Origin of the sequence: Streptantibioticus ferralitis (assembly GCF_029223525.1) — a bacterium.
In the GTDB taxonomy this organism is placed as follows: Bacteria; Actinomycetota; Actinomycetes; order Streptomycetales; family Streptomycetaceae; genus Streptantibioticus_A; species Streptantibioticus_A ferralitis.
This window is the reverse complement of the sequence record NZ_JARHTQ010000003.1, coordinates 360,093-382,266: the sequence shown is the minus strand read 5'-3', so window position 1 is coordinate 382,266 and position 22,174 is coordinate 360,093. Positions and strand designations below refer to the sequence as shown.

The 22,174-nt window shown below is 71.7% G+C and carries 1 protein-coding gene; it reads right to left on the bottom strand.

Going from position 1 to position 22,174, the window contains the following annotated elements; genetic code table 11:
• Window positions 1-21: 21 nt before the first annotated feature.
• Window positions 22-22,122 (bottom strand): SDR family NAD(P)-dependent oxidoreductase, encoded by a 22,101-nt coding sequence (locus P2L57_RS06915; protein WP_443732074.1) that lies wholly within the window; start codon window positions 22,120-22,122, stop codon window positions 22-24.
• Window positions 22,123-22,174 lie beyond the last annotated feature (52 nt).

Sequence of the window (22,174 nt, the reverse complement as noted above, 5' to 3'; positions counted from 1 at the left end):
AGCAAGGCAGAGCCGATCACGTCAAGAAATCCCGAACTCTTTGCCGATGAAGTCGAAGAGGTCGTCGTCCGTCGCCGTCTCCAGTTCGTCGGCGACATCGGCCGCATCGGCCGTGTCCTCCGGGCCGCGGGCCTCGCTCCACTTGGCCAGCAGGGCCTGTAGGCGGGCGGTGATCCGCGAACGACCGTCATCGTCGGGGAGCGCCACTGCGAGAGAGGCTTCCAACTTGTCGAGCTCTGCGAGCAGCGGTGTCACCGCCGCCAGACCGTCCTGGAGAATCTCTTCCCGCAGGAACCGAACCAGTGCCGTAGGTGTCGGGTAGTCGAATATCAGGGTGGCCGGTAGCCGGACCCCGGTGGCCGCGTTCAGGCGGTTGCGGAGTTCGACCGCGGTCAGCGAGTCGAAGCCGACCTCGCTGAACGACCGTCCGGGATCGACGGCTTCGGGTCCCGCGTAGCCGAGTACGGCCGCGACATGGGTGCAGACCAGCTCCAGGAGTACGGCGTCCTGCTCGGCCGCCGACAGTCCGGCCAGGCGCGCGAGCAGCGCGGACTCGCCGCCGGTCGCCGCCGCTGCCGCGGTGGCGCGGCGGGTGGGGGTGCGGACCAGGCCGCGCAGCAGGGGCGGCAGCATGCCGCTGCCCGCCTGCACCCGCAACCCGGCCATGTCCAACCGCATCGGCACCAACAACGCCTCACCAGCGCGCCCAGCCGCGTCGAACAACGCCACACCGTCCGCCACGGACAACGCGGCCACACCACCACGGTTCAACCGCTCAACATCAGCCGCATCCAACTCATCAGCCATACCGGTGGACCACAGACCCCACGCCAACGAACTCGCCGCCAGCCCCCGCGACCTACGGTGCTCCGCCAGCGCGTCAAGGAAGCTGTTCGCCGCCGCGTAATTGCCCTGCCCCGCACCACCGAACACACCAGCAGCCGACGAGAACAACACAAACGCCGACAGATCCACGTCCTGAGTGAGCTCATGCAGGTTCCAGGCCGCATCCACCTTCGGACGCAGAACCCGATCGATGCGCTCCTCGGTCAGCGAGCCAATGACACCGTCGTCCAGCACACCGGCGGTGTGCACCACCCCAGTCAGCGGATGCTCGGCCGGAACCGCGGCCAGCACTCCCGCAAGTGCCTCCCGATCGGCCAGATCGCAGGCCGCCCAGGTGACCTCGGCGCCCAAGTCGTACAGGTCAGCGGTCAGTTCGGCCGCACCCGCGGCCTCGGCCCCTCGGCGGCTGACCAGCAGCAGCTGCCGCACTCCGCGCTCGGCCACCAGATGCCGGGCGAACACCCCGCCCAACTGGCCACTGGCACCGGTGATCAACACCGTGCCGTCCTCGGCGAACGACGACTCCTCGCCGTCAGCGACAGCCCGCGCCAGCCTGGGCACCTCGACCCGGTCGCCGCGTACGGCCACCTCCGGCTCACCGGACGCCACCGCGGCCGCCAACAGCTCCCGCGACACCTCCGCACCGTCGACGTCGACCAGCGCGAACCGGCCCGGGTTCTCCGACTGCGCCGACCGCACCAGACCCCGCATGGCCGAACCCGCCAGATCCGCCACACCATGCGTGACGAACACCAGTCGGGCATCGGCGAACCGCTCATCGGCCAGCCATGACTGCACCAGTTCCAGGGCCCGATGCACCGCACCGTGTACGTCCTCGGCGGACCCCGTCGCAGCGGAGGTCAGACCGTCGACCACCACAGTGCCGGGCACGGAATCCAGTTCCGCGAGATCCCCGGCGCCGATCACGGTCCAGCCGCCGTCCGGCTCCGCGCCCTGGGTCACCGTGACCGGTGTCCACTCCACCCGGAACAGCGAGTCCGCCGGGACGCCACGACCGCCGCCCAACCGCTCCGGCGAGACCGACCGCAGGGCCAACGCGTCCACCGACGCCACCGGCGCACCGGCCGAGTCGGCGATCTCCAGCGCCACCGCGTCCCGTCCGGCCGAAGCCAGCCGAACCCGGACCGTGGCGGCACCCACCGCGTACAGCGAGACGCCCGACCAGGAGAACGGCAGACGTCCCTGCCCGGTGTCCTCGACCAGTTCGCCGAGTCCGATGCCGTGCAACACCGCGTCCAGCAGGGCCGGATGCAGCCCGAAGGCGTCCTCTTCCGCGCCCTCCGGCAAGCCGACCTCGGCGAACACCTCATCACCGCGCCGCCAGGCGGCCCGCAGGCCCTGGAACACCGGGCCGTACGCGAATCCGGCTGCCGCCAGGCCCTCGTACAGGCCGTCGACGGTCACCGCCTCGGCGTCCTGCGGAGGCCACACGCCGAAGTCGAACGACGCCTCCGACTCGCGCTCCCCCAGCGCACCCGTCGCATGCCGCAGCCATGGTTCATCGGCCGAGGCCTGCTCAGACCGCGAGTGCAGGGTCAGCGAACGCCGCCCCGACTCGTCGGCCGCGCCCAGGGAGAGCCGCAGTTGGACCCCGCCCCGTTCGGGGAGGATCAGCGGCGCTTCCAGCGTCAGTTCCTCGATGTGCTCACAACCGGCCTGCTCGCCCGCGCGCAGTGCCATTTCCACGAACGCCGTGCCGGGCAGCAGTACCGCGTCCATGACCGCGTGGTCGGCCAGCCACGGGTGGGTGTCCAGCGACAGTCGGCCGGTGAACAGGAACCCTTCCGCATCCGGCAGTTCGACCGCGGCACCGAGCAGCGGATGGTCGGTGGCGCCCAGGCCGAGGCCGGCCGCGTCGCCCGGACCCGCCTGCGGGGCGGCCGAGTTGAGCCAGTACCACTCGCGCTGGAACGGATACGTGGGCAGTTCCATCCGGCGCGCACCGGATCCGGCGAAGTACGCCTGCCAGTCCACCGGTACACCGCGGACATACGCTCCGGCCAACGCGGCCGTCAGCGTCTCCGCCTCGGGACGGCCGCCGCGCAGCACCGGCACGAACGTGGCGCCCTCGGATGTGACGCAGTCCTGCGCCATCGCCGACAGCACACCGTCCGGCCCCAGCTCGACGAATGTGCGCACGCCCGCGGCTTCCAGAGCCCGTACCCCGTCGAGGAAACGGACCGCTTCGCGGACATGCCGTACCCAGAAGTCGGCCGAGCCGATCTCCTCGGCAGAGACCACCCCACCAGTCAGGTTCGACACCACCGGAATGCGCGGCGCCGCATACCTCAGCCCCTCCGCCACCTTGCGGAAGTCCGCCAACATCCCATCCGTATGCGGCGAATGGAACGCATGGCTCACGGTCAGCCGCTTCGTCTTACGACCCTGCGCCTCGAAGCCCGCAGCAATCTCCAGAACCTCGGCCTCGTCGCCCGCGATGACGACAGAGGAAGGCCCATTGATCGCCGCAATGCTCACGCCATCCGTCAGCGTGACCTCATCCTCGGCGGCCTGAACAGCCACCATCGCACCGCCACCCGGCAGCTCCTGCATCAACCGACCACGAGCCGCCACCAACGCACAAGCGTCATCCAGCGACAGCACCCCGGCAACATGCGCGGCAGCCAGCTCACCGATCGAATGCCCGGACACGAAATCGGGCTTCAACCCCCACGACTCGACCAACCGGAACAACGCCACCTCAACCGCGAACAACGCAGGCTGGGTGTACCCCGTCTGATCCAGCACGCCACCATCAGAACCGAACAGCACATCCCGCAACGGCAGGTCGAAGCCATCACACACCGCATCCAACGCCTCCGCGAAGGCCGGATACGCCTCGTACAACTCCCGCCCCATACCGAGCCGCTGACTGCCCTGACCGGTGAACAGGAACGCCACCTTGCCCTCGGCCACCGTCCCCTGCGTCAGGCCCGTGGTGACGCCGCCCTCGGCCAGTGCCGCCAGCCCCCGCAGGAAGCCGTCGCGGTCCGCCGCGGTGACCACCGCGCGGTGGTCGAAGACCGACCGGCCCGTGGCCAGCGAGTAGCCGACATCGGCCAGTTCGAGGTTCGATTCCGTCTCGACCCGGGACCGCAGCCGCTCGGCTTGGGCCCGCAGCGCTTCGTCGGACTTCGCGGACAGCGTCCAGGTGTGGACCGGCGGCGTCACGGTGGTTCCGGCCTCGTGCTCGTCGGCCGGCGGCTGCTCAAGGATGGTGTGCGCGTTGGTGCCGCTGATGCCGAACGAGGACACCGCGGCCCGACGCGGCCGACCGGTCTCCGGCCACTGCCGCGCCTCGGTCAACAGGGACACCGCCCCCGCCGCCCAGTCAACATGCGGCGTCGGCTCATCAACATGCAGCGTCCGCGGCAACACACCATGCCGCATCGCCATCACCATCTTGATGATCCCGGCAACACCGGCGGCGGCCTGCGTATGGCCCATGTTGGACTTGATCGATCCCAGCCACAGCGGCTGGTGCTCATCGCGTTCCCGGCCGTATGTGGCCAGCAGCGCCTGCGCCTCGATCGGGTCACCGAGCGTGGTGCCGGTGCCGTGCGCCTCGACCACGTCGATCTGGCTGCTGGCCAGACCGGCGCTGGCCAGCGCCTGGCGGATCACCCGTTGCTGCGAAGGGCCGTTGGGCGCCGTGAGCCCGTTGCTGGCGCCATCCTGGTTGATGGCGCTGCCACGGACCACGGCCAGCACGGGGTGGCCGTTCTTCCGCGCGTCCGACAGCCGCTCGACGAGCAGCATGCCCGCACCCTCCGACCAACTCGTGCCGTCGGCGGCGGCCGCGAACGACTTGATCCGGCCGTCCGCCGCCAGACCGCGCTGCCGGCTGAACTCGGTGAAGGTACCGGGGGTGGACATGACGGTGACACCACCGGCCAGTGCCATGGAGCACTCGCCGTTGCGCAGCGCCTGGATCGCCCAGTGCAGCGCGACCAGCGAAGAGGAGCAGGCCGTGTCGACGGTCACCGCGGGGCCTTCGAGGCCGAACGCGTAGGAGACGCGGCCGGAGGCGATGCTGCCGGAGTTGCCGGTCCCCAGGTAGCCCTCCACGCCGTCGGGCACGGAGGTGATACGGGTGGCGTAGTCGTGGTACATGATGCCCGCGAAGACGCCGGTACGGCTGCCGCGCATGGTGGTCGGATCGATCCCGGCCCGCTCGAACGCCTCCCAGGTCGTCTCCAGCAGCAACCGCTGCTGCGGGTCCATCGCGACGGCCTCGCGCGGTGAGATCCCGAAGAACGCCGGGTCGAACTGGCCCGCGTCGTGCAGGAAGCCGCCCTCGCGGGTGTAGCTGGTGCCCTTGCCGTCGGGGTCCGGGTCGTACAGCGACTCCAGATCCCAACCGCGGCCCTGCGGGAACTCGGAGATGGCATCGCCACCCCCGACCACCAGCCGCCACAGGTCCTCGGGGGTCTCCACACCTCCGGGGTAGCGGCAGCTCATCCCGATGATCGCGATCGGATCATCGTCGGCGACCGCGAGCATCGGGGTGGGCGCGGCCACGGCCGTCTCGACCCCGAGGACCTCCGAACGCAGGTACTCGGCGACCGCACCGGCGGTCGGGTAGTCGAAGACCAGGGTGGCCGGGAGCCGTACGCCGGTGGCGGTGTTGAGGCGGTTGCGCAGTTCGACCGAGGTGAGCGAGTCGAAGCCGAGCTCCTTGAACGCCCGGCCTGCCTCGACCGCGTCCGCCGAAGTGTGTCCCAGCACCGACGCGACCTGGCTGCGCACCAACTCCAGCAGTGCGGCGTCCTGTTCGTCGGCCGACAGTCCGGCCAGTCGCTGGGCCAGCGCCCCGGACGGTACGGCGTCGGTGGCTGTCGCCGTCCGACGGGTCGGCGTACGCACCAGGCCACGCAGGAGCGAGGGCAGCATGCCGCTGCTCGCCTGTGCCCGTAGCGCGGCCATGTCCAGCGGAATGGGCACCAGCTGCGCGTCGGCGGCGGTCTGCGCCAGGTCGAACAGGGCAAGGCCCGTCTCGGCGGAGAGCGCGGAGATTCCGCCCCGGCTGATGCGTCCGCGGTCTGCCTCTGCCAACTCCGCGCCCATGCCGCCGGCTTCGTCCCACAGTCCCCAGGCCAGCGAAAGCGCCGGAACGCCCTGGGCCCTGCGGTGCTGGGCGAGTGCGTCGAGGAAGGTGTTCGCCGCCGCGTAGTTGCCCTGGCCCGCGCCGCCGAACACACCGGCGGCCGAGGAGAACAGCACGAACGCCGACAGTTCGAGATCGCGGGTCAGCTCATGCAGATTCCAGGCCGCGTCCACCTTCGGGCGCAGTACGCGCTCAATGCGCTCCGCGGTCAGCGAGCCGATCACACCGTCGTCCAGCACACCGGCGGCGTGTACCACCCCGGTCAGCGGATGCTCGGCCGGAATGGCGGCCAGCACCTCGGCCAGCGCCTCCCGATCGGCCACGTCACACGCGGCCGAGGTGACGGTGGCGCCCAACCGCTCAAGCTCTGCGGTGAGTTCCGAAGTGGCGCCACGGCGGCTGACCAACAGCAGCCGGCGTACGCCGCGTTCGCTGACGAGGTGCCGGGCGAACAGGCCGCCCAGCGTGCCGCTGGCGCCGGTGATCAGAACCGTGCCCTGCGGATCCCACTCGGCCACGGCGGTGTCAGCGGTGGCGCGAGCCAGCCGCGGGACCCGTACCGAGCCCTCGCGCAGGGCGAGTTGCGGCTCGCCGGTGGCCAGGGCGGCGGGCAGTGCCGTGCACGAGGCTTCCTGGTCATCGAGGTCGACCAGGACGAAGCGGTCCGGGTTCTCGGACTGCGCCGAGCGCACCAGACCCCACACCGGGGCGTGTACCAGGTCCCGTACGTCCGCGTCGGCCCGTGTCGCGACCGCGCCGCGCGTGATGAACACCAGCCGGGAGTCGGCGAACCGCTCGTCGCCCAGCCAGGACCGCAGCAGTTCCAGTGCCGCGCTGGTGGCCGTGTGCACCGCCGAGGCACGTTCGAGGTCGCTGGTGGGCAGGCTGACGAAGACGGTCTCCGGCACCGACACGCCGGACTCCAGCGCCGTGTCGAGCGCGGCCAGATCCGCGTACCCGCGGACGGGCAGGCCAGCGCTCTCATCACCCAGCAGCGCCCAGCGGTCGTCGTACGCCACCGGCTCCGCGGGCAGGGCCAACGCCGTCCAGTCCACCCGGAACAGCGCATCCCCGTGCCCGCCGCCGCGTGCGGCGCCGAGCTGCTCAGGGGACACCGTCCGCAAGGCCAGGCTCTCGACGGAAGCGACGGCGACACCGGTGGCATCGGCGATGGTCAGCGACACATCGCCCGTCGCGGCAGGCCGCAGCCGGACCCGCAGGGCGGTGGCACCCACCGCGTGCACCGAGACGCCACTCCAGGAGAACGGCAGCCGCCCCTGCCCCGGCTCGTCGGCGGCACGCAATCCGAGGGCGTGCAACGCGGAGTCGAGCAGCGCCGGGTGCAGCACGAACCGTGCGGCCTCCGCCTCGGCGTCCTCCGCCAAGCGCACCTCGGCGAACACCTCGTCGCCGTGCCGCCAGGCGGCCTTCAGGCCCTGGAACACCGGACCGTAGCCGAAGCCGGACGCGGCAAGCCCGTCGTACAGCCCCTCGACCTCGACGGCCTGCGCGCCCTCCGGCGGCCATACGTCCAGCTCGAAGGAGGCGGTCGGTGCGCCCTCGGCCAGTACACCGCTGGCATGGCGCAGCCACGGCTCGTCGGACGAGGCGTGCTCCGCCCGGGAGTGCATGGTCAGGGCTCGACGGCCCGCCTCATCGGCCGCGCCGAGCGACAGCCGCAGCTGCACCCCGCCGCGCTCCGGAAGCACCAGCGGCGCCTCCAGCGTCAGCTCGTCCAGATAGTCGCAACCGACCTGGTCACCGGCGCGCAGCGCCAGCTCGACGAACGCGGTGCCGGGCAGCAGGACGCTGTCCATGACGGCGTGGTCGGCCAGCCAGGGGTGCGTCTGCAGGGACAGCCGACCGGTGAGCACCACCCCGTCGGAGTCCGGCAGTTCCACGGCCGCGCCCAGCAGCGGGTGGTCCGCCGCGCCGAGACCGGCCGACGACACATCGCCGCCCGCCGATCCCGCGTCCAGCCAGAACAGCTGCCGCTGGAAGGCATACGTCGGCAGATCGACGCGCCGCGCCCCGGTTCCGGAGAAGTACGCCTCCCAGTCCACGGCCGCACCACGCACGTGCGCCTGCCCGAGGGCGGTGGCCAACGTCCTGGCCTCGGCGCGGCCGTCGCGCAGTACGGGGACGAAGGCCGCGTCCTCGTTCGTGACGCAGTCCTGGGCCATCGCCGACAGGACACCGTCCGGGCCGAGTTCGATGTACGTCGTGACGCCGTGGGTTTCGAGTGCCTGGATGCCGTCGTGGAAGCGGACCGCTTCCCGGACGTGGCGGACCCAGAAGTCCGGCGCGGTGATCTCCTCAGCGGACACCAGGGCGCCGGTGAGGTTGGAGACGATCGGGATGCGCGGGGCGTTGAACGTCAGGCCTGCGGCCACCTCGCGGAACGCGTCCAGCATCCCGTCCATGTGCGGCGAGTGGAACGCATGGCTCACGGTCAGGCGCTTGGTCTTACGACCCTGCGCCTCGAAGGCCGCGGCGATCTCCAGCGCCGCGTCCTCGTCACCCGCGATGACCACGGACGTCGGACCGTTGATCGCCGCGATGCTCACGCCATCCGTCAGCGTGACCTCATCCTCGGCGGCCTGAACAGCGACCATCGCGCCGCCACCCGGCAGCTCCTGCATCAACCGGCCACGAGCCGCCACCAACGCACAAGCGTCATCCAGCGACAGCACACCCGCCACATGCGCCGCCGCCAGCTCACCGATCGAATGCCCGGACAGGAAGTCAGGCTTCAACCCCCACGACTCAACCAACCGGAACAGCGCCACCTCGACCGCGAACAGCGCGGGCTGCGTGTAGGCCGTCTGATCCAGCAGATCACCATCAGCACCGAACAGCACATCGCGCAGCGGCAGTTCAAGTCGCCCACACACCGCATCCAGCGCCTCAGCGAACACCGGATACGCCTCGTAAAGCTCCCGGCCCATACCCAGCCGCTGACTGCCCTGACCGGTGAACAGGAACGCCACCTTGCCCTCGGCAACCGCGCCCCGTACCGCACCCCGGCCCTCGGCCAACTCGGCCAGCTCCCGCAGGAACTCCTGCCGGTCACCCGCGACCACCACCGCGCGGTGTTCGAAGAAGGCTCGGCCGGTGGCCAACGAGTAACCGATGTCGGCCGGTTCGAGGCTCGGATCCAATTCGAGGCGGGACCGCAACGCGTCGGCCTGACCGCTCAGCGCGTCGGCGGACTTCGCCGACAACGCCCACGGCACGACCGTGCTCGGGCGGGTGGCGTCCGGACGTTCGTCCTGTGCCACCGAAGGCTGCTCGATGATGGCATGTGCGTTGGTGCCGCTCATGCCGAACGAGGAGACACCGGCCCTGCGCGGACGGCCGGTCTCCGGCCACTCCCGCGCCTCGGTCAACAACGAGACCGCACCCGCCGCCCAGTCAACATGCGGCGACGGCTCATCGACATGCAGCGTCTGCGGCAACACACCATGCCGCATCGCCATCACCATCTTGATGATCCCGGCAACACCGGCGGCAGCCTGCGTGTGGCCGAAGTTCGACTTGATCGAACCCAGCCACAACGGCTGATCCTCCGGCCGCCCCTGCCCATACGTCGCCAGCAGCGCCTGCGCCTCGATCGGGTCACCCAGCGTGGTACCCGTACCGTGCGCCTCCACCGCATCGACATCCGCCGTCGACAGACCAGCATTCGCCAACGCCTGCCGAATCACCCGCTGCTGCGACGGACCATTCGGCGCCGTAAGCCCATTACTCGCACCATCCTGATTGACCGCCGTACCCCGCACGACCGCCAACACCGGATGACCGTTACGCCGCGCGTCCGACAACCGCTCGACCAGCAGCATGCCGACGCCTTCACCCCACGCCGTGCCGTCCGCCGCTGCCGCGAACGGCTTGCAGCGGCCGTCGGCGGCCAGTCCGCGCTGGCGGCTGAACTCGGTGAACACCTCCGGTGTGGTGATGATGGTGACACCACCGGCCAGGGCCAGCGTGCACTCGCCGTTGCGCAGCGCCTGCGCCGCCAGGTGCAGGGCCACCAGCGACGACGAGCACGCGGTGTCGACGGTGACCGCGGGGCCCTCGAAGCCGAAGGTGTACGAGACGCGGCCGGAGGCGATGCTGCTGGAGCCGCCGGTACCCAGATAGCCCTCGACACCCTCCGGGACCACGTTGAGGCGCGAGACGTAGTCGTTGTGCATCTGGCCGACGAAGACGCCAACCTGCTTGCCGCGCAGGCCCGTCGGGTCGACACCGGCCCGCTCGAACGCCTCCCACGAGGTCTCCAGCAGCAGCCGCTGCTGCGGGTCCATCGCCAGCGCCTCGCGCGGGTTGATCCCGAAGAACGCCGGGTCGAAGTGGTTGGCGTCGTAGAAGAAGCCACCCTCGCGGGCGTACGAGGTGCCCGGCCGGTCCGGGTCGGGGTCGTAGAGCGCCTCGGTGTCCCAGCCGCGGTCCGACGGCAGGTGTGCGATGCCGTCCCGGCCCTCGGCGAGCAGCTCCCACAGGTCTTCGGGGGTGCGGACGTCCCCGGGGAAGCGGCAGCTCATGGCGACGATCGCGATCGGGTCGTCGTCAACCGCGGTGGCGGCGTGCTGGATTACCGCCGCGGCGGCCTCGGAACCGAGGAGTTCATCACGCAGATATGCGGCCAGCGCGGTGGGCGTCGGATAGTCGAAGACCAGCGTCGCGGGCAGCCGCAGCCCGGCGGCGCCGCCGAGGCGGTTGCGGAACTCGACGGCGGTCAGCGAGTCGAAGCCCAGGTCCTTGAAGGCCCTGCTGGCTTCCACCGCGTCGGGCGAGGCGTGGCCGAGGACGGCGGCCACCTGGGAACGTACGAGGTCCAGCAGGGCCTGGTCCCGTTCCGCCTCGGGCAGCCGGACCAGCCGGTCCACGAGGGACGATCCCGATGTCGCGGTACCGGCCTCGACGGCCCGTCGTGCGGGTGCGCGCACCAGTCCGCGCAACAGTGCGGGCACCATGCTCGCGTCGGCGTGCCGCAGCGGCGCCAGGTCGAGCTGCATGGGGACCAGGAGCGCGTCGCCCACCTGGTGGGCGGCGTCGAACAGGGACAGCGCCTCGGCCGAGGACAGGCCGAGCACACCGGAGCGGGTCATCCGGGACTTGTCGGTCTCGTCCAACTCGCCGGTCATACCGCTGGCTTCGGCCCACAGTCCCCAGGCCAGCGAGCTGCCCGGCAGGCCCTGGGCCTGGCGGTGCTGGGCGAGGGTGTCGAGGAAGACGTTGGCGGCGGCATAGTTGGCCTGTCCCGCACCGCCGAACGTACCGGCGGCCGAGGAGTACAGCACGAACGCGGCCAGGTCCAGGTCGCGGGTGAGGTCGTGCAGGTTGGCGGCGGCGTCCACCTTGGGACGCAGTACCCGGTCGACCCGCTCGGGCGTCAGCGAGCCGACGACACCGTCGTCGAGCACGCCCGCCGTGTGCACCACGGCCGTCAGGGGGTGTTCCGCCGGGATGTCCGCCAGCAGCGAGGCGAGCGCCTCACGGTCGGCCGCGTCACACGCGGTGATCGTGACCCGTGCGCCCAACTCCTCCAGTTCCGCGGCGAGTTCCGCGGCGCCTTCGGCCTGTGCGCCGCGGCGGCTGGTCAGCAGCAGGTGGCGGGCGCCGCGCTCGGTGACCGCGTGCCGGGCGACGATGCCGCCCAGGGTGCCGGTGCCACCGGTGATCAGTACGGTGCCGTCCGGGTTCCAGTCGGCGGGGATGGTGAGGACCACCTTGCCGACGTGCCGGGCCTGGCTCAGGTAGCGGAAGGCGTCGGGTGCCCGGCGCAGATCCCAGGCCGTGATCGGCAGCGGGTCCAGCGCACCGCGCTCGAAGAGCTCAAGGAGTTCGGTGAGCATTTCCTGGATGCGGTCAAGGCCCGCTTCCACCAGGTCGAACGCCTGGTACGTCACACCCGGGTGCTCGGCCGCGACCTGTTCGGGGTCGCGGACGTCGGTCTTGCCCATCTCGACGAACCGGCCGCCGCGCGGCAGCAGTCGCAGCGAGGCGTCGACGAACTCCCGTGCCAGCGAGTCGAGTACGACATCCACACCGCGGCCGTCGCTCGCCGCCCGGAACGTCTCCTCGAAGTCCAGGGTGCGGGACGAGGCGATCCGGTCGTCGCTCAGGCCGAGGCCGCGCAGGGTGTCCCACTTGGCGGGGCTGGCCGTGGCGAACACCTCGACGCCCCAGTGGCGGGCCAACTGCACGGCGGCCATGCCCACACCGCCCGCGGCGGCGTGCACCAGCAGCGATTCGCCGGACTTCAGGTCGGCGAGGTCACGCAGCGCGTAGTAGGCGGTCATGAAGACGATCGGCACGGACGCGGCCTGGGCGAACGTCCAGCCTTCCGGCATCGGGGCGATCATCCGGCGGTCGGCCACCACGAGCGGCCCGAACCCACCGGGCAGCATGCCCATGACGCGGTCGCCCGGCGCCAGGTCGGTCACCCCGGGACCGGTCTCCACGACGACACCGGCGCCCTCGCTGCCCATCAGGCCCGCGTCACCCGGGTACATACCGAGCGCGTTGAGCACATCGCGGAAGTTCAGGCCCGCGGCTCGTACCGCGACCCGGACCTCGCCGGGGGCCAGCGGCTCGGCGGCCTCCGGGCACGGGACCAGCGTCAGGTTCTCCAGCGTGCCCTTGTCCTGGATGTCCATCCGCCACGCCCGTTCGCCAACCGGGGGCACCAGGGAGCCGGTCGCGGCGACCCTGCCCAGCCGGGGGGCGTGCACGGTGCCGCGGCGCACGGCGAACTGCGGCTCACCGCAGGCCAGCGCGCCGGGCAGGGCCTCGTACGAACTGTCGTCGCCGTCGAGGTCGGCCAGCACGAAGCGGTCCGGGTTCTCGGACTGCGCCGAGCGCACCAGACCCCACACCGGGGCGTGCGCCACGTCCCGTACATCGGCGTCGGTGTGCGTGGCGATCGCGCCCTGGGTGACGAACACCAGACGGGACCGCTCGAACCGCTCGTCGTCCAGCCACGCCTTGACCAGGCTCAGCGCCTCGTGGGTGGTCGTGCGGACCGCCGCGGCCAGGTCCTCGGTGCCGGACGCGGCGCGGGCCGCGAAGACATACTCCGGGACGGCCTCGCCCGCGTCGATCGCGGTACGCAGGGCGGCGAGGTTCGGGTAGCGGGTGCCGGGCACGGTGAGTTCGGCGCCGTCCAGTACCGCCCAGTCACCCGCGGTGGCGGGCGCCACCGGCACGGTGGCCCAGTCCAGCCGGAACAGCGACTCGTGGAACGCGGTGCGGCTGCCGGCGAGTTGATCGGCGGAGACCGGGCGCAGCGTCAGGTTCGCCACCGAGGCCACCGGCTCGCCGTTGACGTCGGCCAGTTCCAGCGACACACCGTCGGTGCCGGTCGGCGCGAGCCGCACCCGCAGCGCACCGGCGCCCACCGCGTGCAGGGTCACGCCACGCCACGAGAACGGCAGACGGCCCTGTTCCTCCGCGCCGTCCTGGACGAACGTGCCGTGCAGCGCGGAGTCCAGCAGCGCCGGGTGCAGGCCGAAGTGCCCGGCCTCGGACTGCCGGTCATCGGGGAGTCGGACCTCGGCGTACACCTCGTCGCCGCGCCGCCAGGCGGCGCGCAGCCCCTGGAACACCGGCCCGTAGGCGAAGCCGCCGGAAGCGAGATGCTCGTACAGGCCCTCGGTCTCGACCGCCTCGGCGCCGGACGGCGGCCATTCGGTCAGGGCGAAGGACGGCCGCGCCGCGCCGGACGCGAGCATGCCGCTGGCGTTGCGGGTCCACGGTTCGTCGGCCGGGGCGTCCTGGGAGCGTGAGTACAGGTCCAGCGGACGACGCCCGGCGTCGTCGGGCGAACCCACCACGACCTGGAGCTGGACCGCCTGGTGCTCGGTGAGCACCAGCGGCGCCTCCAGGGTGAGTTCCTCCAGGACGTCGCAGTCGACCTGGTCGCCGGCCCGGATCGCCAACTCGACGAAGGCGGTGCCGGGCAGCAGCACCGTGCCCATGACGGCGTGGTCGGCCAGCCAGGGGTGGGTGTCGAGGGAGAGGCGGCCGGTGAACAGCACGCCGTCGGAGTCGGCGAGCGGAACGGCGGCGCCGAGCAGCGGATGCCGCGCCTGGCCGAGCCCGGCCGACTCCACGTCGCCCACCCAACCGGCCGGCGCCTCAAGCCAGTAGCGCTCGCGCTGGAAGGCGTAGGTCGGCAGATCCACGCGCTGGGCGCCGGTTCCGGCGAAGTACCCGGCCCAGTCCACCGCGATGCCCCGGACGTGCGCCTGGGCAAGGGCGGTGGTGAGCGTTCCGGCCTCGGCGCGGCCGTCGCGCAGTACGGCGGCGAAGGCCTTGCCGTCCGGGTCGGCCAGGCAGTCCTGGGCCATGGCGGTCAGTACGCCGTCCGGGCCGAGTTCGATGAAGGTGCTGACGTTCAGGGCTTCGAGTGCCTGGATGCCGTCGTGGAAGCGGACCGCTTCCCGGACATGGCGGACCCAGAAGTCGGGTGTACCGATCTCCTCGGCGGACACCAGGGCGCCGGTGAGGTTGGAGACGATCGGGATGCGCGGGCCGTTGAACGTCAGGCCTGCGGCCACCTCGCGGAACGCGTCCAGCATCCCGTCCATGTGCGGCGAGTGGAACGCATGGCTCACGGTCAGCCGCTTCGTCTTACGACCCTGCGCCTCGAACGACGCGGCGATCTCCAGCGCCGCGTCCTCATCCCCCGCGATGACCACGGACGTCGGACCGTTGATCGCCGCGATGCTCACGCCATCCGTCAGCGTGACCTCATCCTCGGACGCCTGAACAGCGACCATCGCACCGCCACCCGGCAGCTCCTGCATCAAACGGCCACGAGCCGCCACCAACGCACAAGCGTCATCCAGCGACAGCACACCAGCGACATGCGCGGCAGCCAACTCACCGATCGAATGCCCGGACAGGAAGTCAGGCTTCAACCCCCACGACTCAACCAACCGGAACAGCGCAACCTCGACCGCGAACAGCGCAGGCTGCGTGTAGGCCGTCTGATCCAGCAGATCACCATCAGCACCGAACAGCGCGTCCATCAACGGCAGTTCGAAGCGCTCACACACCGCATCCAGCGCCTCAGCGAACACCGGATACGCCTCGTAAAGCTCCCGGCCCATACCCAGCCGCTGACTGCCCTGACCGGTGAACAGGAACGCCACCTTGCCCTCGGCAACCGCGCCCCGTACCGCACCCCGGCCCTCGGCCAACTCGGCCAGCTCCCGCAGGAACTCCTGCCGGTCACCCGCGACCACCACCGCGCGCCGCTCCAGCGCGGACCGGGTGGTCGCCAACGAGTAGGCCAGGTCGGGCAGTTCGAGGCCGGTGTCCGCCTCGACGTGTGACAGCAGCCGCCGCGCCTGGTCGGTCAGTGCGTCCTCGGTTCGGCCGGACAGCACCAGCGGCAGCACCGGGAGTTCGACGGCGCCGTCCGTCACGGGCTCGGGCTGCTCCGAGGGCAGCTCGATGATCGTGTGGGCGTTGGTGCCGCTCACACCGAACGAGGAAATACCGGCCCTGCGCGGACGGCCGGTCTCCGGCCACTCCCGCGCCTCGGTCAACAACGAGACCGCACCCGCCGCCCAGTCCACATGCGGCGTCGGCTCATCGACATGCAGCGTCTGCGGCAACACACCATGCCGCATCGCCATCACCATCTTGATGATCCCGGCAACACCGGCGGCAGCCTGCGTGTGACCGAAGTTCGACTTGATCGAACCCAGCCACAACGGCTGATCCTCCGGCCGCCCCTGCCCGTACGTCGCCAGCAGCGCCTGCGCCTCGATCGGGTCACCGAGCGTGGTACCCGTACCGTGCGCCTCCACCGCATCAACATCCGCCGTCGACAGACCAGCATTCGCCAACGCCTGCCGAATCACCCGCTGCTGCGACGGACCATTCGGCGCCGTAAGCCCATTACTCGCACCATCCTGATTGACCGCCGTACCCCGCACGACCGCCAACACCGGATGACCGTTACGCCGCGCGTCCGACAACCGCTCGACGAGCAGCATGCCCGCGCCCTCCGACCAGCCCGTGCCGTCGGCGTCGCCGGAGAACGACTTGCAGCGGCCGTTGGTGGCGAGCCCGCGCTGGCGGCTGAAGTCGATGAACGTGTCCGGGGTGGACATGATGGTGACGCCACCGGCCAGGGCCAGCGTGCACTCGCCGTTGCGCAGCGCCTGCGCCGCCAGGTGCAGGGCCACCAGCGACGACGAGCACGCGGTGTCGATGGTGACGGCGGGGCCTTCGAGGCCGAGGGTGTAGGCCACTCGTCCGGAGGCGACACTGCCCGCGCTGCCCGTGCCCAGATAGCCCTCCAGGCCTTCGGGGACGGCAGGCAGCCGGGTCAGGTAGTCGTGGTACATGACACCCGCGAACACACCGGTGCGGCTGCCGCGTACCGACGCCGGGTCGATGCCCGCGCGTTCGAAGGCCTCCCACGAGGTTTCCAGCAGCAGTCGCTGGTGGGGGTCCATGGCGAGGGCTTCGCGCGGGTTGATGCCGAAGAACGCCGGGTCGAACTGGGCGGCGTCGTGCAGGAAGCCGCCCTCGCGGGTGTAGCTGGTACCGGCGCGTCCCGGGTCCTCGTCGTAGAGGGCGTCCAGGTTCCAGCCGCGGTCGGTGGGGAACTCGGAGATCGCGTCGACGGACCCGGCGACGAGTCGCCACAGCTCCTCGGGGCTGGTGACGCCGCCGGGGTAGCGGCAGCTCATGCCGACGATCACGATGGGGTCGTCGTCCGCCGCCGCCACGGCGACCACCGGGGCCGCGGTGTCCGCGTCGGCGCCGAGTATCTCGGTGCGCAGGAAGGCCGCGAGGGAGATCGGCGTGGGGTAGTCGAAGACCAGGGTGGCGGGCAGCCGGACGCCGGTTGCCGAGCCGAGCCGGTTGCGCAGTTCGACCGCCGTCAGCGAGTCGAAGCCGAGCTCCTTGAAGGCGCGGCCCGCGTCAACGGCCTCCGGACCCGGGTAGCCGAGCACCACGGCCACCTGCGCGCACACCAACTCCACCAGCTGCCGGTCGCGTTCGGCGGCGTCGACCCGCAGCAGCCGCTCGGCGAGCGCGCCGACGGGCGCCGCGCCGCCGGACTCCACAACGCGCCGGGCCGGGGTGCGCACCAGTCCGCGCAGCAGTGCGGGGACCGCGCTCGGGTCGGCGTGCCGCAGCGACGCCAGGTCCAGGTGCATGGGGACGAGGGCGGCGTCGCCCAGCGCCCGCGCGGTGTCCAGCAGGGCCAGGCCCTCGTCGGAGGAGAGGGCGGCCACGCCCGCGCGGGTGATGCGCTGCAGGTCGGCGTCGCCCAACTCGCCTGTCATGCCGCTGCGTTCGGCCCACAGGCCCCAGGCGAGTGCGGTGGCGGCCAGTCCCTGGGACCGGCGGCGCTGGGCGAGGGCGTCGAGGAACGCGTTGGCGGCGGCGTAGTTGGCCTGACCGGGGCCGCCGAGGGTGCCCGCGGCGGCGGAGAACAGCACGAACGCCGACAGGTCCAGGTCCCGGGTCAGCTCATGCAGGTTGAGCGCCGCGTCGACCTTGGCGGGCAGGACGCGGTCGATGCGGTCCGGGGTGAGGGAGTCGATGACCCCGTCGTCCAGGACGCCCGCCGTGTGCACCACCGCGGTCAGCGGATGCTCGGCCGGGACCGCCGCCAGCAGTGCGGCGAGCGCCGCCCGGTCGGCCGCGTCGCAGGCGGCGAGGGTGACCTCGGCTCCGAGTTCCTCCAGCTCCGCGACGAGTTCGGCGGCGCCGTCGGCTTCGGGGCCGCGTCGACTGGTCAGCAGCAGGTGCCGTACGCCGTGTTCGGCCACCAGGTGGCGGGCGACGAGGCCGCCCAGGGTGCCGGTGGCGCCGGTGACCAGCGCGGTGCCGTCCGGGTCGATCGCCGGGGCATGGTGGTCGTCCTCGGCGAGGATCCTGGTCAGCCGCGGTACGGACACCGCGCCGTCACGCAGCGCGAGTTGCGGCTCGCCGGTGGCCAGGGCGGCGGGCAGGGCGCGGTGCGAGGACTCCTGGTCGTCCAGGTCGATCAGGACGAAGCGGTCCGGGTTCTCCGACTGGGCGGAACGCACCAGGCCCCACAGCGGCGCGTGCGTCAGGTCGCGCACGTCGGCGTCGGCCCGGGTCGCGATCGCACCCTGGGTGGCGAACACCAGCCGGGAGTCGGCGAACCGTTCGTCGGCGAGCCAGGCCTGGGCCAGTTCCAGCGCACGGTGCAGCGCGCCCCGGACGGCGTGCGGCAGCGTGTCGGTGTCGTTGTCGGCACCGCTGGCGAAGGGCACCACAACGGCCTGCGGGGTGGGCGCCCCGGCGGCCAGGGCCTCGCCGAGCGCGGCCAGGTCCGGGTAGGCCGCCGCGGTCGGCAGCGCGGCGGCGTACCCGGCGATGGTGGCGCTGTCGGCGTCGCCCAGCAGCGCCCACTGCCCGGCCGCCACGGTGGTGGTGGCCGGGAGCGGGGTGCTGGTCCAGTCGACGCGGAACAGCGACTCGTAGAACGCGCCGCGTGCGGCGTGTGAGCGCACCTGGTCCGGGGACACCGGCCGCAGCAGCAGCGCGTCCACCGAGGCGACGGGCGCGCCGCTGTCGTCGGCGAGCGCCACGGCCACGGTGTCCCGTCCGGCGGGTGAGAGGCGTACCCGCAGCGCGGCGGCGCCGACCGCCCGCAACGAGACTCCGCTCCAGGAGAACGGCAGACGGCCGTGTTCGGTCTCCTCCAGCAGCGAGCCGATGCCGACGGCGTGCAGGGCGGCGTCCAGCAGCGCCGGGTGCAGGCCGAACAAGTCGGCGTCCGTGCGGGCCTGTTCGGGCAGCCGGACCTCGGCGAAGACCTCGTCACCGCGCTGCCAGGCGGCCTTGAGCCCCTGGAACACCGGCCCGTAGGCGAAGCCGGACGTGACGAGGTAGTCGTACAGCCCGTCGACCTCGACCTCGGTGGCGCCGCGCGGCGGCCACTCGGACAGGTCGAACGGTTCGGGCCGGGCCGCTGGGGCGAGCACACCGGTGGCGTGGCGGATCCAGGTGCCCTCGCCCCAGGCTTCGTCCTCCAGCCGGGAGTACAGGGTCAGCGCACGGCGCCCGGTGCCGTCCGGCGCGCCGACGGCGAGTTGCAGCTGCACCCCGCCGTGCGGCGGCAGCACCAGCGGCGCCTCCAGCGTCAGCTCTTCGAGCAGCTCGCAGCCGACGTGGTCGCCGGCCCGGATCGCCAACTCCACGAAGGCGGTGCCGGGCAGCAGGACGGTGTCCATCACGGCGTGGTCGGCGAGCCAGGGGTGGGTCGCCAGCGACAACCGGCCGGTGAACAGGTACCCGTCGGCGTCGGCGAGCGCGACGGTGGCGCCCAGCAGCGGATGGTCGGCGGAGCCCAGCCCGGCCGAGGTGACATCGCCCACCCAGGCGGTCGGCGGCTCCGGCCAGTACAGCTCGCGCTGGAAGGCGTAGGTGGGCAGCTCGACGCGGCGACCGCCGCGGCCCGCGAAGACCGCCGCCCAGGTCACCGGCACACCGTGGGCGTGCGCCTGGGCGACGGCGGTGGCCAGGGTGCGCGCCTCGGGCCGGGCGGCGCGCAGTACCGGCACGAACGCGGCGTCCGGCTGGGTCACGCAGTCCTGCGCGAGGGCGGTGAGGACCCCGTCGGGGCCCAACTCGACGTAGGTGGTGACGTTCTGGGATTCCAGGTAGCGGATGCCGTCCAGGAAGCGGACGGCTTCGCGGACGTGCCGTATCCAGTAGTCGGGCGTGCAGATCTCCTCGGCGGAGACCGAGGCGCCGGTGAGGTTGGAGACGATCGGGATGACCGGCGGGTGGTAGGTGATGCCCTGGGCGACGGTGCCGAACTCCGCCAGCATGCCGTCCATGTGCGGGGAGTGGAAGGCGTGGCTGACGGTCAGCCGCTTGGTCTTGCGGCCCTGTGCCTCGAAGTGCGCGGCGATCTGCAGGGCGGCGTCCTCGTCGCCCGCGATGACGACCGACGTGGGACCGTTGATCGCGGCAATGTTGACCCGGTCGGTCAGCAGTTGACCGACCTCGTCCTCGGCGGCCTGGATCGCGATCATCGCACCGCCGCCCGGCAGCGCTTGCATCAACCGGCCGCGTGCCACCACCAGCGAGCAGGCGTCCGCCAGCGAGAACACCCCGGCGACATGGGCGGCGGCCAGCTCGCCGATCGAGTGGCCGACCAGGAAGTCGGGGATGAGGCCCCACTGTTCGAGGTGCCGGTAGAGCGCGACCTCCAGGGCGAACAGGGCGGGCTGGGTGTAGGCGGTCTGGTCCAGCGGTTCGCTGTCCGACCCGAACAGCACGTCCTTCAGGGGCCGTGCAAGGTGCTGGTCGAGCTGCGCGCAGACGGCGTCCAGCGCTTCCGCGAAGACCGGATATGTCTCGTACAGCTCCTTGCCCATGCCCGCGCGCTGGCTGCCCTGGCCGGTGAACAGGAAAGCGGTCTTGCCCTCGCCGACCACGCCTTGGACGGTGTCGGCGGAGTCCTCGCCATGGGCCAGTGCGCCCAGTTCCCGCAGCAGGCCCGCACGGTCGGCGGGGAACAGTACGGCGCGGTGCTCCAGGGCGGAGCGGGTGGTCGCCAGGGAGTGGGCGAGGTCCACCAGGCCGAGCGCGGGGTCGTCGGTCACCCGGTCGACCAGTCGCTGCGCCTGGGCGCGCAGCGCCTCCGCGCTCTGCGCGGACAGCAGGACGGGCAGCGGCTGCGCCCCGGCGTCGGGGGTGGTCTCGGCGTCGGGGGCGGCGTCCTGCGCGGGAGGCTGCTCGATGACGGTGTGCGCGTTGGTGCCGCTCACGCCGAACGAGGAGATGCCCGCGCGTCGCGGCTGGCCGGTCTGCGGCCACTCCCGCGCCTCGGTGAGCAGCTCGACCGCACCGGCCGACCAGTCCACGTTGCCGGACGGCTGGTCCACGTGCAGGGTCTGCGGCAGCACACCGTGCTCGATCGCCTTGACCATCTTGATCACACCGGCGACGCCGGCGGCGGCCTGGGTGTGGCCGAAGTTGGACTTGACCGACCCCAGGTAGAGCGGGCGGCCGTCCGGCCGGTTCTGCCCGTACGTGGCGATCAGTGCCTGGGCCTCGATCGGGTCGCCGAGCGTGGTGCCGGTGCCGTGCGCCTCGACCACGTCGACCTGGGCGGGGGTCAGCCCCGCGTTGGTGAGCGCCTGGCGGATGACCCGCTGCTGGGACGGCCCGTTGGGCGCGGTCAGTCCGTTGCTCGCGCCGTCCTGGTTGACAGCGGAGCCGCGGACGATCGCCAGCACCGGGTGGCCGTTCTTCCGGGCGTCGGACAGCCGCTCCACCAGCAGCATGCCGACGCCCTCGCCCCAGCCGGTGCCGTCGGCGGAGTCGGCGAACGGCTTGCAGCGGCCGTCGGGCGCCAGTCCGCGCTGACGGCTGAACTGGACGAACGAGCGCGGGCTGGCCATCACCGTCACGCCGCCGGTCAGCGCCAGCGAGCACTCGCCGTTGCGCAGCGCCTGCACCGCCAGGTGCAGGGCGACCAGCGAGGCCGAGCAGGCGGTGTCGACGGTGACCGCCGGTCCTTCGAGACCGAAGGTGTACGACAGCCGTCCGGAGACCACGCTCGCCGCGTTGCCGGTCATCAGGTATCCCTCAACGCCCTTGGGTACCTGCTGCAGAATCTCCGGATACGTCTGGCCGTTGGTGCCGATGAACACCCCGGCCTGGCTGCCGCGCAACGTCGCAGGGTCGATACCGGCCCGCTCGAAGGCCTCCCAGGACGTTTCCAGCAGCAGGCGCTGCTGCGGGTCCATGCCCAGGGTCTCGCGCGGGCTGATACCGAAGAAAGCGGCGTCGAACTTGCCCGCGTCGTGCAGGAAGCCGCCTTCCCGGGTGTAACTGGTGCCCTCCTGATCGGGGTCGTCGTCATACAGCGACTCGATGTCCCAACCACGGTCCGTGGGGAAATCGGATATCGCGTCACGGCCCCCGGCGACAAGCTCCCACAGGTCCTCCGGAGACTCCACGCCTCCGGGGAACCTGCAGCTCATACCGACGATAGCGATCGGCTCCGGTTCCGCCGACTCGACCTCGCGAAGGCGTTGCCGCGTCTGGTGCAGATCGGCCGTTACCCGCTTGAGGTAGTCGAGGATCTTGTCCTGATCCGCATCCGCCATTGGAACCTCACCCATGCTTCTCGTCACAAACGCTTGCGCCGGGAATGCCCGCGCTCTGTCGTGCTAC

Bases quoted from the DNA above. Each gene is read 5' to 3' on its own strand.
- P2L57_RS06915 (WP_443732074.1), bottom strand. From the start codon at position 22,122: ATGGGTGAGGTTCCAATGGCGGATGCGGATCAGGACAAGATCCTCGAC.